General features: G+C 60.4%; 12 protein-coding genes and 1 pseudogene. 9 read left to right on the forward strand and 4 right to left on the reverse strand.

Going from position 1 to position 14,060, the window contains the following annotated elements:
• Nucleotides 1-47 precede the first annotated feature (47 nt).
• Together ASE67_RS01935 and ASE67_RS01940 are read left to right on the forward strand one after the other, a co-directional pair.
• On the forward strand, nucleotides 48-3,362 hold the full coding sequence (locus tag ASE67_RS01935) for an autotransporter domain-containing protein (RefSeq protein WP_235511748.1): 3,315 nt from the start codon (nucleotides 48-50) through the stop codon (nucleotides 3,360-3,362).
• Between the two features lie 981 nt (nucleotides 3,363-4,343).
• A complete protein-coding gene (locus ASE67_RS01940; RefSeq protein ID WP_055756294.1) occupies nucleotides 4,344-4,661 on the forward strand; it encodes a hypothetical protein in 318 nt (105 codons plus the stop codon).
• A gap of 208 nt (nucleotides 4,662-4,869) precedes the next feature.
• On the opposite strand, the gene ASE67_RS01945 is transcribed toward ASE67_RS01940, so the two are convergent.
• Both ASE67_RS01945 and ASE67_RS18010 read right to left on the reverse strand, forming a co-directional pair.
• Nucleotides 4,870-5,973 (reverse strand): hypothetical protein, encoded by a 1,104-nt coding sequence (locus tag ASE67_RS01945; RefSeq protein ID WP_055756296.1) that lies wholly within the window; start codon nucleotides 5,971-5,973, stop codon nucleotides 4,870-4,872.
• A 247-nt stretch (nucleotides 5,974-6,220) separates the two neighbouring features.
• The gene (locus ASE67_RS18010) at nucleotides 6,221-6,805 is read right to left on the reverse strand and encodes a hypothetical protein (RefSeq protein WP_156348458.1); all 585 of its coding nucleotides are present in this window, start codon (nucleotides 6,803-6,805) and stop codon (nucleotides 6,221-6,223) included.
• A gap of 451 nt (nucleotides 6,806-7,256) precedes the next feature.
• Here ASE67_RS18010 and ASE67_RS18015 point away from each other — a divergent pair, with 451 nt between their 5' ends.
• The 4 genes from ASE67_RS18015 to ASE67_RS18430 all read left to right on the forward strand — a co-directional run bounded on the left by ASE67_RS18015 (nucleotide 7,257) and on the right by ASE67_RS18430 (nucleotide 9,834).
• Nucleotides 7,257-7,736: a hypothetical protein gene (locus ASE67_RS18015; RefSeq protein WP_156348459.1), complete on the forward strand. Its 480-nt coding sequence runs from the start codon at nucleotides 7,257-7,259 to the stop codon at nucleotides 7,734-7,736.
• Nucleotides 7,733-8,182, forward strand: a complete 450-nt coding sequence (locus ASE67_RS01950) for a hypothetical protein (protein ID WP_156348460.1) — start codon at nucleotides 7,733-7,735, stop codon at nucleotides 8,180-8,182. Before ASE67_RS18015 ends, ASE67_RS01950 begins: the two co-directional genes overlap by 4 nt.
• Before the next feature lie 97 nt (nucleotides 8,183-8,279).
• Nucleotides 8,280-9,428, forward strand: a complete 1,149-nt coding sequence (locus ASE67_RS01955; protein ID WP_055756300.1) for a site-specific integrase — start codon at nucleotides 8,280-8,282, stop codon at nucleotides 9,426-9,428.
• A gap of 76 nt (nucleotides 9,429-9,504) precedes the next feature.
• A complete protein-coding gene (locus tag ASE67_RS18430) occupies nucleotides 9,505-9,834 on the forward strand; it encodes a helix-turn-helix transcriptional regulator (RefSeq protein WP_200922143.1) in 330 nt (109 codons plus the stop codon).
• A gap of 87 nt (nucleotides 9,835-9,921) precedes the next feature.
• Here ASE67_RS18430 and ASE67_RS18020 read toward each other — a convergent pair whose 3' ends face one another.
• On the reverse strand, nucleotides 9,922-10,137 hold the full coding sequence (locus ASE67_RS18020) for a hypothetical protein (protein ID WP_156348461.1): 216 nt from the start codon (nucleotides 10,135-10,137) through the stop codon (nucleotides 9,922-9,924).
• Between the two features lie 144 nt (nucleotides 10,138-10,281).
• On the opposite strand from ASE67_RS18020, the pseudogene ASE67_RS17610 reads away from it, so the two are divergent.
• A pseudogene (locus ASE67_RS17610) lies at nucleotides 10,282-10,847 on the forward strand (IS5 family transposase); the annotation flags it as partial.
• A gap of 16 nt (nucleotides 10,848-10,863) precedes the next feature.
• On the opposite strand, the gene ASE67_RS01970 reads toward ASE67_RS17610, so the two are convergent.
• Nucleotides 10,864-12,420, reverse strand: coding sequence for an MFS transporter (locus tag ASE67_RS01970; RefSeq protein WP_055756306.1), 1,557 nt, complete (start codon nucleotides 12,418-12,420; stop codon nucleotides 10,864-10,866).
• 427 nt (nucleotides 12,421-12,847) lie between these two features.
• Here ASE67_RS01970 and ASE67_RS18025 point away from each other — a divergent pair, with 427 nt between their 5' ends.
• Both ASE67_RS18025 and ASE67_RS01975 read left to right on the forward strand, forming a co-directional pair.
• Complete coding sequence (locus ASE67_RS18025) at nucleotides 12,848-13,021, forward strand: hypothetical protein (RefSeq protein WP_156348462.1); 174 nt, start codon at nucleotides 12,848-12,850, stop codon at nucleotides 13,019-13,021.
• Between the two features lie 36 nt (nucleotides 13,022-13,057).
• Entirely contained in the window at nucleotides 13,058-14,035 is a 978-nt protein-coding gene (locus tag ASE67_RS01975) for a TerC family protein (RefSeq protein WP_055756308.1), read from the forward strand.
• Nucleotides 14,036-14,060: the final 25 nt, after the last annotated feature.

A 14,060-nucleotide genomic window follows, 5' to 3' on the forward strand; every position in this document is an offset into this window, starting at 1 on the left:
CGGCGGGTTTTCGCCGGGTAGCTCGTTGCGCGCTGCTCACATCGGTCATGCCCTTCGCCATGCAGGCGCAGGCGCAGGAACGTCCGGTCGAATCGTTCGACGCGCCACATGTCGGGACGATTTCCGCCGCGCCGGTCAGCACCGCGCCGCTCAGCGTATCGCCGGCTGGCGTCATGCCGGGCGGATCGTCGGTCGATGAGCCGCAGGTCGTCATCAATCCGCCGGGCACGCCCACGACCGCGCGCGATCCGAACGACATCACCGGCGTCGGCCAGATGTTCATCAACCAGGGCGGTGGCAGCCTGAGCCTGTGCACCGGCACGCTGGTCAATCCGCGCATGGTGATCCTTGCCGCGCACTGCATGAACACCAGCCCGGCCAGCGCCTATGGCACCGAATCCGGCAACAAGCAGATGGCGTTCGGCTTCAAGGCCGACAATCTGCAGGGCGTGCGCGACTGGCTGTTCGGCAATGCGACGACGGGCGTCACCGCGTTCCGTTCGACCCCGGCCAATGCCATGTTCAACGTCAATCAGGTGTCATACCTGACCGACTCGCTGAAGACCGAAAATCGCGGCTTCCTGCAATCCGACGTTGCCATCGCGACGCTGGATACCCCGGCGGTCGGCATTCCCGCATGGGCGCTGCTGTTCTCCGCGCTGCCCGCGCCGTCGTCGATCAACAACGCGACCGGCACCGGCTATCACGTCGTCATCACCGGCTATGGCCGTAACGGCACCGGGCTCAACGGCGATACCGGCGGGATCGATTATCGTCGTCGCGTGGCGGAAAACTATCTGGGCGCGCTGACCTCGCTCAGCGACGTCGACATGTTCCTGTACGGCGATACCGCGCGTACGCTGAACCAGAACCTGTACATGACCGATCTCGACGATCCGCGTCGCGGAACGGCGTCGGCCAGCCGGTTCGACTTCAACCTGTTCAAGGACAATGCGCTTCCCAGCGAAGGCATCACCGCGGGTGGCGATTCGGGCGGCCCGCTGATTCTCGACAAGGCGCTGGGCAAGCCGGTCGTGCTGGGCGTGCTGTCGGGCGGCACGCGTTATTATGCCGCGCAGCCGTCCTCTTCCTATGGCACAACGTCCTTCTACCAGCCGCTGTACCTTTATTGGGACTATATCGTCGCATCGAACCCCTATCGCTATGTCAGCGCAAAGGCGGGTGATGCGAAATGGAGCGACGCCACCCATTGGCAGACCGAGCTCGACCCCAGCTATCAGGTCATCCAGAACGGCAAGCTGGTGAACGGCGTGCCGACCACCGCCGGGCAGGGTGAAGCCGGATCGGGTGGCGATTTCGGGCAGCTGTGCTTCGACGATGCGTCCGGCTCGATCTGCAAGGACCTGGCGACCGGCATCTATTATCAGGATGGCGTTGCGGTCGCGCGTGATCCGGTCGACACCGGCCCTGCCGCCAAGGCGGTTGGCGCGGCGACGCTGGCCAACGGCCTGCCGGGTGCGTCGAACTTCGTGCCGAACAACAGCGATCCGGTAAAGGCATCGGGGATCGTCGCGCGCTATTTCGACGTCACGCTGGGCGCGGCGGGTACGACGACGCTCGATACCACCGCCACCATCGACCGCCTGTCGATCGCCAACAGCCAGGCACGGCTGAACGTTACCAGCACCGGATCGCTCACCAGCCTGATCGAGATCAACCAGCTGAACGGCCAGACCATCGTCGACGGGCGCGTGCGCACCGGTGGCGATTATTTCCTGCTGGGTGGGTTGCTCAGCGGGTCGGGCCGGGTCGATTCACGCTTCCTGACCAGCGTCAGCGGCACGGTCGCGCCGGGAACGCTCGGCACGGTCGGTACGCTGACCATCGGCGGTAACCTGATCCTCGCATCGGGCACGCAGCTGGCGATCGATATCGGCAACAGTGGCGTGTCGGACAGCATCGCCGTCGTCCGCAATGGCACGACCGACGGTCTGGCCAGCATCGGCGGGTCGGTGCTGTTCAATCCGGTCGCCGGCAGCACCATCCGCTATAACAACAGCTACACGATCCTGACCGCCGCCGGCGAAATCCGGGGCCGCTTTGCCCAGCCGGGGGCGCTGAGCGCGATCCTGCGGCCGGTGCTGAGCTACACCGCCAACAGTGTGACCGCGCGGATCGATGCGGGCAGCTATGCCAATGTCGTCGCGCAGACGCCGATCCAGACCGCCTATGCGCAATTGCTCGACCAGAACCGCAGCAATTATTCGGCGGTGTCCGAAGCCTATGGCATTCTCGACCTGCAGACGCAGGCCGGCATCCAGGCTTCGCTCGAGGGGCTGGCGCCGCGGACGGAGGCGACCAAGCGCGCGATCGGCACGGCGGCGATGGATAACGTCGCCCGCTTCTATCGTGAGCGGTTGGCTGCGATCGATCCGGCGCAGCCGCTGGGTGGCACGCTGGCGGTGATGGGCCGACCGACCGATGTGGTCGTCGGCGCAGTGATGGCGCCGACCATGGGCGTCGCGGCACAGACCGATGCATCGGTCACGTCGATCCGCGAGGGCGTGCTGCCGGACGACGCCAGCGCGTTCCTGGCGGGCGGCTATATCCGCGGCAGTGCGCCGGGCATGCCGACCGCCAACCCGATGGGCGGGCGTGACGAGTTCGACGGCTTCTACATTGCCGGTGGTGTCGAAAAGGCGCTGTCGGATACCGCGGTACTCGGCTTCGGCCTGTCGTACAGCGATGTCGACGGGCAGCAGCGCTTTGGCCAGATCGCCCGTGGCGAGCTGATCCAGGGCACGCTGTACGGCAAGGTGCAGGCGCCGATGGGCGTCACAGTCGATGCGCAGTTCGGTGCGGGTGTGTATCAGGCGCGTACGAGCCGCAACGTGACGCTGGGCACCACGCCCTTTACGCTCCGCGCCCGCGACAATGCGCTGGCGCTCTCGGCAGAGGTCGGGGCGGGCTATCTGTTCGGCACCGACCAGCTGCACATCGGCCCGCGCGTGGCGGTGCGTGCCAGCCAGCTGGGCTTCACGCCCACGGTCGAAACCGGTGGTGGCCCGGCGCTTCGTTATGACGCGGAGAATTACACCAGCCTGCAGGGCCGCGCCGGTGCGGTGCTGGACGGCGCGTTCGGCGGCTTCCGCCCGTTCGCCTCGGCCTATTATGTCCGGGAGTTCGACGACGGTTCGGCGTTCTTCACCGCCAACTTTGCCAACGGCATCGGGCCGAGCGCCGCGTTCGCACTGCCCAGCCGCGACAAGGAATGGGGCGAAGTCGGTGGCGGCTTCGCGTTCGGCAGCGACAAGGTGGAATTCTCGGTCGCGGCCGACACCACGATCGAACGCGACATCCGCAACCAGTCGTATCGCGGCACGGTGAAGGTGCGCTTCTGATAGGACCAGCCCGGCGCGGCTACCCGCGTCGGGCGAACCGGTGGAACAGGAAAAGGCGGTGGCCCCGATCGGGCTGCCGCCTTTTTCGCGTCACGTCGAGACGATGGGCAAGCCGTGCGAGCCAGGTGTCATCGCGGCGGACGTAGGTCGGCACGAGGCATTGGCCTGAGGGCTCAGTTCCTGCCGAGGCTACAACCGCGACAGTGCGAAGCAGGCACGATGCCGCATTCGTGGCGGACCATCGATAACGAAATAGGAAAAGATGGTGGACGCACTTGGGCTCGAACCAAGGACCCGCTGATTAAGAGGTCCTGTTCAGCGGTACGACACTCACCCGCATTGCTCCCGGACCACCCGTTGTCGACCTCGCGTGCGGGACGCCCAGTGCAGGGCTTTTCCAATGGTTTGTAGTGACAGCCCTGTCGCGACGTGAGCCGCCTACGCGAAATCGAACTGGTCTGGTCCTAGAGTCATTCACCCTCATCGAGCCCCGAAGAGCCGCGCTTCAACAAGGGGCATTCTAGGGACGCTTAGAGACCGAACAGGGGAGGGAGGTTGGCGAAGAGACGCCAACGCGCTTGCATCTAGCGAAGCAGAAGGCGGAGCGGCACAACTCCCCCGTTCGACGGCGGTTGCCGAACGGCGGCGAGCCGATGGGGCCCCTATCCTTTCGCAGGGCAACGATGCTTGCTGCGAAGGTAAGCGGGGTCGGACCACGTCGTTAGCCGCCCTTCATCGAAAAGGCGACCGCGAACGCGCACGGCAAAAGCTTCCGATCGGCCGCCGCGACCGCGCACGACTTACAAGCTCATTTCCGTTCCTATAGGATGGAAAACCTACGTCAGCCGATTAAATCGGACAGATGGTGCCGCAGCATTCGTCATGAGGCCAATGCCATTGCGAGCTGTTTCGTACCTGATCGTCCGACGAGGCGCATTTCATTCCGTCGTCCGGCCATTCTGCCGGCTGCAGGAATATGTTATGAAATCAATACATCTGCCAACATTTGACCAACTGCGTCGCCAACTCGGTGGCACCTTGATTTTACACGCTGATCGCTTGCTCGAAATGCGGCGCATCATCGATTACCTGAGCGAGCTTGGCTTCCACGTATCAACTTCGTCGGACATCTTCGACGCGATAAAGAACCTTGAAGGCGAGGAGGAACTCGCCGCCTTCCACTGCGTGGACGGAGTTGCGATCTCGAACGCGAGCGATGGCTGGTGGCTGCTGATTAGTGCGGGCGATCTGAACGCGCTGATTGGGGACGTCGGGCAGAACGGGTCACGCACTCGTTAGGATCACCTGTGATCTGCCGGCTTAGCCCGGTCTAATCAGACCGGGCTGAACGGTAGTTTGAGCGGACGCAGTTTGCCTGTGGATGAGCTTCCAAACTCCTCCTACAGGCCCTTTCGCCCGACAGCGCTCGTTTGACACTTCCTCTAACCGCTACCCTTGGCTGGCTTGGCGTTAGCCACTGCGAACTGTCCATACCCTTTCCGCGGGTTTACGCCGCGTTCACGCACACTGTTTGGCAATAGCTAGCGCGCACGAGGTTCGGGTGTAGACTGTAGCGATGACGCGTCGAATGTTTCTTCAGCGGCCATCCGTCGCTTGAGAGTTGGCGAAGCAGCTTGCCGAGGACTGCGTCGCTGCGAAGCGCCTTCGCGCGGTACTGACCGGTCATGACGATTGAATCGTAGGCATGGATGACTTCAGCCACGGTTTTAGAGGCAGTAGGGCGACCGCCCGTTGAGGCACCCGCCATTGCTTCCAGCATGGGCGAAAGAGCAAGGGCGAGGGTGGACGGAGTTGCCCGGCCTTCGATTACCTGATCCGCATGTCGGGTCAGTTTGTCCAATAGCGTGAGCAATTCAGGCAGAAGCTTCTCGAGCAGCTCGCGCGTTCCCTGGCCGGTGAATTCGGCCCGCAGAGCTTCCCCGCCAGCCGTCGAGTTCACGGCCGGCCGATCATCGCATGCGACCTCCAAGCGGAGAAGCTGAGGCGCTTTGGCGTACACTTTGAGAGCCGGCCCCCCCTTTGTCAGCCACCAGCGGGCCACGGTAGTCCCCGCGCCGGTATCACTACTTGCCCGATATACATCACGTCGTGCCAAGCACGCATCGTGCAACATCGAATGCGCAAGCAGCTGGGCTTGCCCGATCGCGTCATTACTCTCGCGGTCTCGCGCCAGTTCTACCGCGCGAATGCGGATAGTCTCATTCCTTGACTGTACATCACTGCTGAGACTGCCGCCGAGTTGGACGCGCAACTCCTCGGTCATGTCGGCTATGAAGCTGAGCTGCATTTCGAGCAAACTGGAGCAGTCCCTTGGGAAAGGACCAATATAGTTCAAGCTGCCATCGTAGGCTTCTGGCCATAGGCTAGCCTGTCCCGCTTCACGCAAGTATTTCAGCGGGTTGAGGCGAAGTACGCTCCGTTCGCTCAGCCGGAACGCCCGTTCGCCAACCTGTGAGAACGCAAGTTCTGCGGTTGCCGACCCGCATGCGTCCCTCCCTTGGCGCTTCAAGTTTAGGATCATCCAGTAAGGACCAAATGCGGCACTCTTCTTCGAATCGAGGACGCCCGATTGGGTCAGTTTGTGCCGCATCGTTTCTATATCGCTCGGCCCAAGACATTCGAGCAGGGCCGAAGGTGCCAGCTCGACGCGGTCAAACAGACTGCAGGAATGACGAGATAATTCTGAGGTAATTGTCGAGGGCATTTCGATCCCCATACAGCGCACAAGTCAACGCTACCGGCGCGAAGGTACGCGCCGGTATGAGCATATTGTTGAATGATAGTAGCCGGAAAGGTCATAGATCGACCATGTTGCGACGGCACCAGCCTTACCAAACTTAGTTCCTGCTGATGGGTTTCGGTATCATATCGTAGTGTACGCGAAGCAAGTCTCGGTGGGGACCACCCGGCTGCGATAGGAGTGCCGCAAAGTCAGCGTGATCACCAACATAGTTGAGAAAAGTTCTGAAATGTGGTGCATGTGCCAATAGTTTGCCGTTATGTGCTTTTAATAGTGGTAAGAAGCGCGCAGCTAAGGCGAGGTCGATATAGTTACTGAGCCATGATAGGGGCGCCGTCTCGGACACTTCGAAGTGCACTTCAAATTGAGCGGCAAGGTATTCTGGTTCTGCCAAAATGAAGTTTTCATAGTCTTCAAACTCTGGCTCCTCCGGAAACGCGAACGGCGAGAATTCCAGTCCGAGATTTATTGAAGGAGGAGTCATAAGCATGTCAATGTAAGCTGCCATTTTTTCCTTCGGAATGCAGAAATATGGATATCTGATCGTGTACTTCTCTACCAGCAAAGCCTCTGGGAGAAACCTGCTCATAAATCCACAACTGATGGCACCCATGATCTCAACATGATCACCTGCGTTATATTCATACTCTGGATGGATAATTTTGGGATAGTAAGACGACACTTGCTTCCTCCGCTTGTTGTCTGGCGGATGATAATCGCGCTGCGGCGATTTGGAATGCCGAGAAAAGTTCTTTAAAGCATTGCGGGTATTGTATGTTGCAATGAAACAACACAAGAAATCTGACGGAAGCATGTCGTATTACACAAGATGATTGACGTGGATTTTCGGCCATTGATCGCTGCGAGTCATTCGATCGAACCGGCCCGGTTCGAGGACGGCCTTGGCGCCACTCAGCTCAATAACGAAGCGGCTGTCCTGGACGAGCAGAGGGGTCGGCAACGAGGCCCCGAATAACGGAACTAAGGGCGAACAAAAGATAGCTATGTCGTCATGTCAAGAAAAAACGATAGGCGCAATTTGACGGCCATATGATGCCGGCAAGCGTCTGTGCGGCATCTTTCGCCCTCATCTCATTCCCCTGTCCGGCGATTCCGCTGGCGAGGAGTGTCCTATGATTCGGTATCGCAATCACCTTGGCGTCGGTGTTGGGCCAGGCGTTCTGATTGGTCTCGTTAAACCTGCGCACGCCAAGAGGCCATGTTGGCGAATGGGAAATTTGCGGCGGTATGGCGCCACCCTGGTACGCGCCGAAAACTCCGCAGATCTAGCGGAGGCACAAAACACTGCCGACAAGCCGGCTGCTATCGTTTCTGTAGCGACCTTTGGCTCTGACCGCGCCGCTATCGGCCGTGGCCTGTCCGCGCCTGCCGTTGATGCAAAAGTCGCGCAACGTCCCTTTCAGATTGGCAGGTGGATGCTGATGCGGCTTCTGAAAGTGATCCGCTCGGCCGCCGCCGTCGCCGCTGGAATGTCGAAGCCAACTCTGGTGAAGAAGCGGGGGGCACACGATCAGCGCCGTCCCCTTGTTGAGATCACCATATTCCGGTGTGGATTTGAGCTGGGTCCTAAGGTCGATCGGCAATTTCGATGAGTGGCCTAGCTATTCACTTCGTGGCTGTCTGCTTCAGTAATGGGGCCGATTTAGCGGTCTGGCGTGTTGAGATGGACGACAAGCAGCGCAGAAGGCTGACTGCCGTGCTGACAACATTGATTACGATCGGTCACGTGGCCGCGTTCGCGATCGACGAAGAACGTCACTGCAGCTGGCCGCAGCTCGTCGACGGTATCGTAGGTCGAGTTGGCGAATTTGTGATTGACGCCTGCACGGCGAGCTCGGCTCCGGAAATGCCAATGCCGGCATTTGTTATGCCCATTTGGCCGTTCGATCATGAGATTGGCGAAGCACCAGCATCGACGGCTCAATTTCTGGGGCTGGACCTTGAGGTGACAGCGATACCTAGCTCCGACGAGGAGCTAGGTGTATCTTTACCTGGCCGCGGCGGTCGCTGGTTGATCCACGCTCGCCCTATGTTCTGAGGAATTTGCGCGCAAAGTCCGACAGCGCCCCGCAACAGTACATTGTCGCCCCGCGCTGATCGCCGGGCGTCGCCCTCTATCATCGGAGATTACCGTCATGCCCGCGTTGACCCGCGGCTTGGCGTCGAACCCGCCGGCCGTGCCGGAGGGTAAGGCGAAGCTGCGCCTGTTCGACGACAAGCTCATTGGCTTTCTTATGGAGGTCCGATCCTCCGGAAAGGTTACCTACTATTGCCGTTACAATGATGCGCGCGGCCGCCAGCGCGAAATTCGGATCGGTCGCCACGGTGACGTCACGCTCGATCAAGCTCGCAAGCGCGCGCAAGAGATCAAGGCGATGGCGGCCCTCGGCGGCGATCCCGCTGCCGAGCGGGATCGGTTACGATCGGTACCGACGTTCGGCGAGTTCGTTGAAGGGCGCTACCTACCGTACATCAAGGGGAAGCTCCGCTCGTACCGCGACCAGGAAAGCTTCTTCCGATTACGACTGAAGGCAGCATGGGGAAGCCGCTATCTCGACCAGATACGTCCTGGCGATGTGGCTGAATTTCAGGAGAGGTTGGCACGCGAAGGCCTGTCAGGGGCATCTCGAAACCGGTACACCGCCTTCATAAAAAGGGTGTTCAACATCGCCTTGCATTGGGAGGTGTTTGAGGGCCGCAATCCAGCACAGCGCGCGCAGATGCAGAGGGAGCATAACCGAGAGCAATTTCTCACGGATACGGAGCTGGTCGCGCTGTTCCGAGCGCTGGATGTCGAGCCTAGCCGCACCGCAGCGTGTGCGATTGCGCTGTTGGCGGCAACCGGCGCGCGACGCGGAGAGGTGCTCGGTGCACGTTGGGAGCGCGTCGACATAGATCGGCGTATCCTAACGGTACCTGCAGCCTCATCGAAGAGTGGGCGAACCCGACACATACCCCTTTCAGACGCAGCGATCCGTATTCTCCAACGGGTGCCCCAGGGGGAAAGCGAATGGGTATTTCCCGGTGCCGATCCGTCGAAGCCGATCAGTGACCTCAAGAAGGTCTGGATGCGGGTGAAAGAGCGGGCCGGGATAGATCGTAGTTTCGTGCTCCACCAACTCCGGCACACATACGCCTCGAGATTGGTGGGGCAGGGACGCAGCCTATACGAAGTTGGCCAGTTGCTCGGTCATGCGTCGACCGCAATGACTGCCAGATACTCGCATCTGGCACCGGCTCGCTTGGTCGAAGCTGCGAATTTGGCGCTGCCGGCAGGCGTCTGATCACTGCATCATCTTTGTAAACCTGACGGCCCCGCGGATACGATCCCGGGGCCGTTCTTTTTTTAGGAACGCGTCCATGACCGGCATCCGCAAGTTCAAACTCAAGCAGTACCCGACCGGGGTCAACCGGTCGTCAGCAGGCGCGATCGAGACTGTTCAGCCACCGACCACCCACGCCGATCCCATTGCCACTGCGATGGAGCAGGCGGAGGCTGATGTGCCCAAGCTGCTCATGCCGAAGGCAGTAGCGGCGATGCTCGGCCTGACTGAGCGAACGCTCGAGCGGTGGCGTATCACCGGAGAAGGGCCACGGTATGTAAAACTGAGCCGTAGCACCGTGCGCTATTTGCGCGAGGATGTTTCGGCGTTTGTGACGGCGAACCTTCGGGCGAACACCGCGCAATAGGCCCTCGCCCCTGGAACGTCTTCGGACCCAAACAAAAAAGCATATTGAAGGACCCCAGCCGCGTGCAGCGGCTGGGGCGTCAAACATTCAGAACGCAGGGACCTGGTCCGCAGGTTTCCGCCGGTCGACGTCGGCGGCAAAGCGTTTCGCCAACGCCTCGTCTCGACCGGAATCGTTACCGAGCAGTTCCAACTGACGGGCGTGCGGCCAAGCGGATAAGACAGGGAATTTGGCTTCGTTCGGGGCTTCACAGTCAGGCGCTTTCACGACGCACCAGCGGAACTCGTTCGGATCGTCGTTCACTGGTTCGCCGTACTTAGCCAGAACACTGCGTGCGAACTCTGGTGTTGATATCGGTGCCCCGTCACGTGCCGCGTATTCAACCGCGTTGACCCGCGGACCCTCCGGTAGGGCAATCAGTTTGACGACAATTCGCTCTTCGCCTTTGCGCCCAGCGCCTATGGGCCACACAAGACGCTCTACAACCGGTGGAAGCGCTGGGGTGAGGCAGGCGTGTTCACGCGGATGATGGAAGGGCTGGCGGCGGCAGGCGCCGACACGGCATCGAGCCTGCGGGTTAAAAAGGGGATCTTGGCCGCCTGATCGGCCGTACCAAAGGCGGCATGAACACCAAGCTCCATGCCGTCGCCGATGCGAACGGACGCCCGCTGAGCTTCTTCATGACCGCAGGCCAGGTCAGCGACTACACCGGCGCGGCAGCGCTGCTCGATGACCTCCCCAAGGCACAATGGCTGCTTGGCGACCGCGGCTATGACGCGGATTGGTTCAGAGACGCTCTCCAGGCCAAAGGCATCCAGCCCTGCATCCCAGGCCGCAAATCGCGCAACGAGCCCGTCCTGTATGACAAGCGCCGCTATCGGCGCCGCAGCCGCATTGAGATCATGTTCGGTCGTCTGAAGGACTGGCGTCGCGTCGCTACGCGCTACGACCGCTGCCCCACCGCCTTCTTCTCCGCCATCGCCCTCGCAGCCACCGTCATCTTCTGGCTGTAATCAACGAGTCCTGACCCTAAGCCGTTGCTTCCAGCTCGCGTAAGCTGCGGCCCCGCGTCTCTCTCCCTGCGCGCCCGATCAGTACCGCTGACAGCGTCATTGGTACAATTAGCGAGATTGCCGCGCCCCCCATCGTCGGGATCAGCCCAGCGAAGGCGCCCAGCTGGACAGCAACGCCACCAAATTTGCTACTCCCCGCGATAAGCCCAGTAGCGCGTCCACGGACGCGTAATGCGTAGTTTTCGGCTGCATAGGGAAGTAGCACGGCGATCAATCCGTTTGTGCCAACCACCAGCAACGCGATCACAGCGATCAGCAGGGGTGGCCAAGCCAGCGTAGGTGCCGGCAGTAGGGCTCCGGCAAGCCCGGCGAGTGTGAGAAGCACAGTGCCTATCAGGGTGCGCTTGCTGCTCCACCGGCTGTAAAGGAAGGCCGCGATCATGATCGTGGGCAGGGCAACGAGTGCTGAGCTGGCGATGATGCCGCTCGCAATCTCGGCACTGAAGCCTCGATCCTGGAGATCGGAAGGCAACCATAGCAGCAAGCCAAAGTTGACGAAGCTCCAGGAAAGAGCCGTGATCACCAGGGCGATGGTCAACTCGCGGTGGTGAGCCGCGGCGCTGCCAGCGTCCGCTGGCGCGGCTTGTGGCGCACGCCTGACGATGCCGAACTTTCGAGCCATGTCAGCTAGCTCGGCGTCCATGCCCCGTTCCAACAGAAATCGTGGAGACTCAGGTATCCACCTTGCCATCGCAAGCAGCAGCAAACCGGTGGGAAACCCCTGCAGCCACAAGCTACGCCAGCCGAACAGGGGCTCGAACAGATGCGCTGCACCGCTAGCTGCGAGGTAGCCACCGACCAGTCCCGTGCCACCAACCAGCACAAGGACCCAGCTTCTGTGCCGCGGAGGCATGATCTCTGCCAACAGGGTGTAGACGACGGGCAGCATGCCGCCAGCCGAGCACCCCATCAGAAAACACATGACCAGGTTCCAGCTGTAGGAAGGCATAGCTCCGCAGATCGAAGTCGAGACGAACAGGATGGTCGACAACAGGATCGACACACGCCGACCATAGATGTCCGCAAGCCACCCCCACAGAAACGAGCCAACCGTCGTTCCCGTAAGGGCAACGAACGGCAACAAGGCAACGGTCGATTTGGCGAGCCCATACTCGCCACGCATGCCGGGCAGCACGAAGCCGAGCGTTGCTGGCTTCATAGTGTCAATTATGAGCCCGAGGGTAAGCACCAGCAGAACGGCAGCATGCGACCGCGTCAGAGGGGTATCATCGGGCGCTTCATATGCGACGCCAACGGCTGCCCTATGATCAGGCCGTTTCTTGGGTAAAGCGCCAAATATAGCTGCCGGCACGCCGATACCGATCAGCGCCATGCCCAGGTACATCCATCCGTCCATAGGCATACCCGACAGGTGATTGCCCATCGTATGGGCCATCGCGAGCATTGGTAAGTGAAGGGCCACGCCAACGCTGATCGCCGCACAGCCTGCCCAGAAGAGCGGCCAGCGCTCGCCGACCACCGAGTTTCCGCGGCTGCTACTGCCATTCGCCATTCATTTCCCCCCACCAGCGGTAGCGACATAAGCCGCACGGCTTGCCTGCCGCAAGCAGAGTACCTGCCGGCGGGTACGTTGCGGCTCATGGCTTGGCGAATGGCCTTCAGGCTTGCGGATCGCCAAACTGAGTGTCGAGAAGCAAGTGTTTTCGACCGATCCCTTTTTCCGGTCAGCGTAATATTTTGGGAAGGGAAGTGCGGCAGTTTGAGTGCCGACTACAGTAATTATCAAACAGTGAAACAGCTTGATCACCGGGAGCCATGTCCTATCTAGAAAGAGCAGGCCGGGCCCCTCTGAAAATTTCCCTCGGGTGATTGTGATGTCGGACCGCATCGGGTTATCTCGATATAGGCCTGGCCACTTTGCCTCCTGTCGTCGTTGATGATCCGATCTTTCGATCACCGATTGAAAAGAGGCTCTGAGCATGGAAACCAACAGACTCGCCGAACTGCATCAGCAGTTGGACGAGCGCGCGCGTATCGCGATGGCGCGCCGAACTCCAATTTCTCCAATTCTGCTGCAATTGAAGCGCTTTGAGTTGCACCTGGAAGGTCGCTTGTTCGCACCACCGCGAGATACCTGCCCTCCTGATCGCTGATCCCGCCCCACGTCATCACGTTTGTCAGAGGTCCCCATGCCTGAGCTGCTCTCCTTATTATTCCTTGGTACGCCTGTCTGGATGTGGCTGGCATTTCTCGGCATCGTCGCAACGTTGCTGATCCTCGATCTGGGTGTCTTGCACCGCGGACAACGGGAAATTGGGGTACGCGAGAGCCTTGCATTGTCAGCAGGTTACATCACGCTGGGACTGGCGTTCGGCGGATGGATTTGGTGGTATATCGGGCCGACTGCCGGCCTTAACTACGTGACGGGCTTCGTCATCGAGAAGAGCCTTGCGATGGATAACGTGTTCATCATCGCCATGATCTTCGGCTACTTCGCCATCCCCCGCATCCACCAGCACCGTGTATTGTTCTGGGGCATCCTGGGTGTCATTGTCCTGCGTGCAGTGATGATCGGTTTTGGTGCGGCATTGGTCGATCGGTTCGAATGGGTATTGTACGTCTTTGCTGCCTTCTTGGTTTTCACCGGTATCAAGATGTGGCTGACTGCCGACACGGAATATGACGTAGCCAGTTCGCCCGTTTTACGTTGGGTTCGCCAGCGCATGCCGGTTACCGACCAACTTCACGGCGAACGTTTCTGGGTGAAAGAGCAGGACCCGGCAACTGGGCGCATGCGCCGGATCGCTACGCCGTTACTAATGGCTCTGGTCATGATCGAATGCGCTGACGTCATCTTTGCGGTCGATTCCGTGCCGGCCATCTTCGCGATCACAACGGATCCATTCATCGTCTACACGTCGAACATCTTTGCTATTCTTGGGTTACGCGCGCTCTATTTTGCGCTCGCCGCGATGGTCGACCGGTTCCATTACCTTAAATACGCCTTGGCCGCGTTGCTGGTATTTATCGGCTCGAAAATCTTCGTTGCCGACATCTTCGGGCTCGCCAAATTTCCGCCCGCAGCGTCGTTGGCGGTCACCTTTGCGATCCTAGGTTGCGGCGTCGGTTGGTCCTTGTGGAAAACGCGAGCGGCTGTCTCGGCATGAGTTTGAACGCGTCCGCCGGCATTGG

Source organism: Sphingomonas sp. Leaf23, from assembly GCF_001421585.1.
In the GTDB taxonomy this organism is placed as follows: domain Bacteria; phylum Pseudomonadota; class Alphaproteobacteria; order Sphingomonadales; family Sphingomonadaceae; genus Sphingomonas.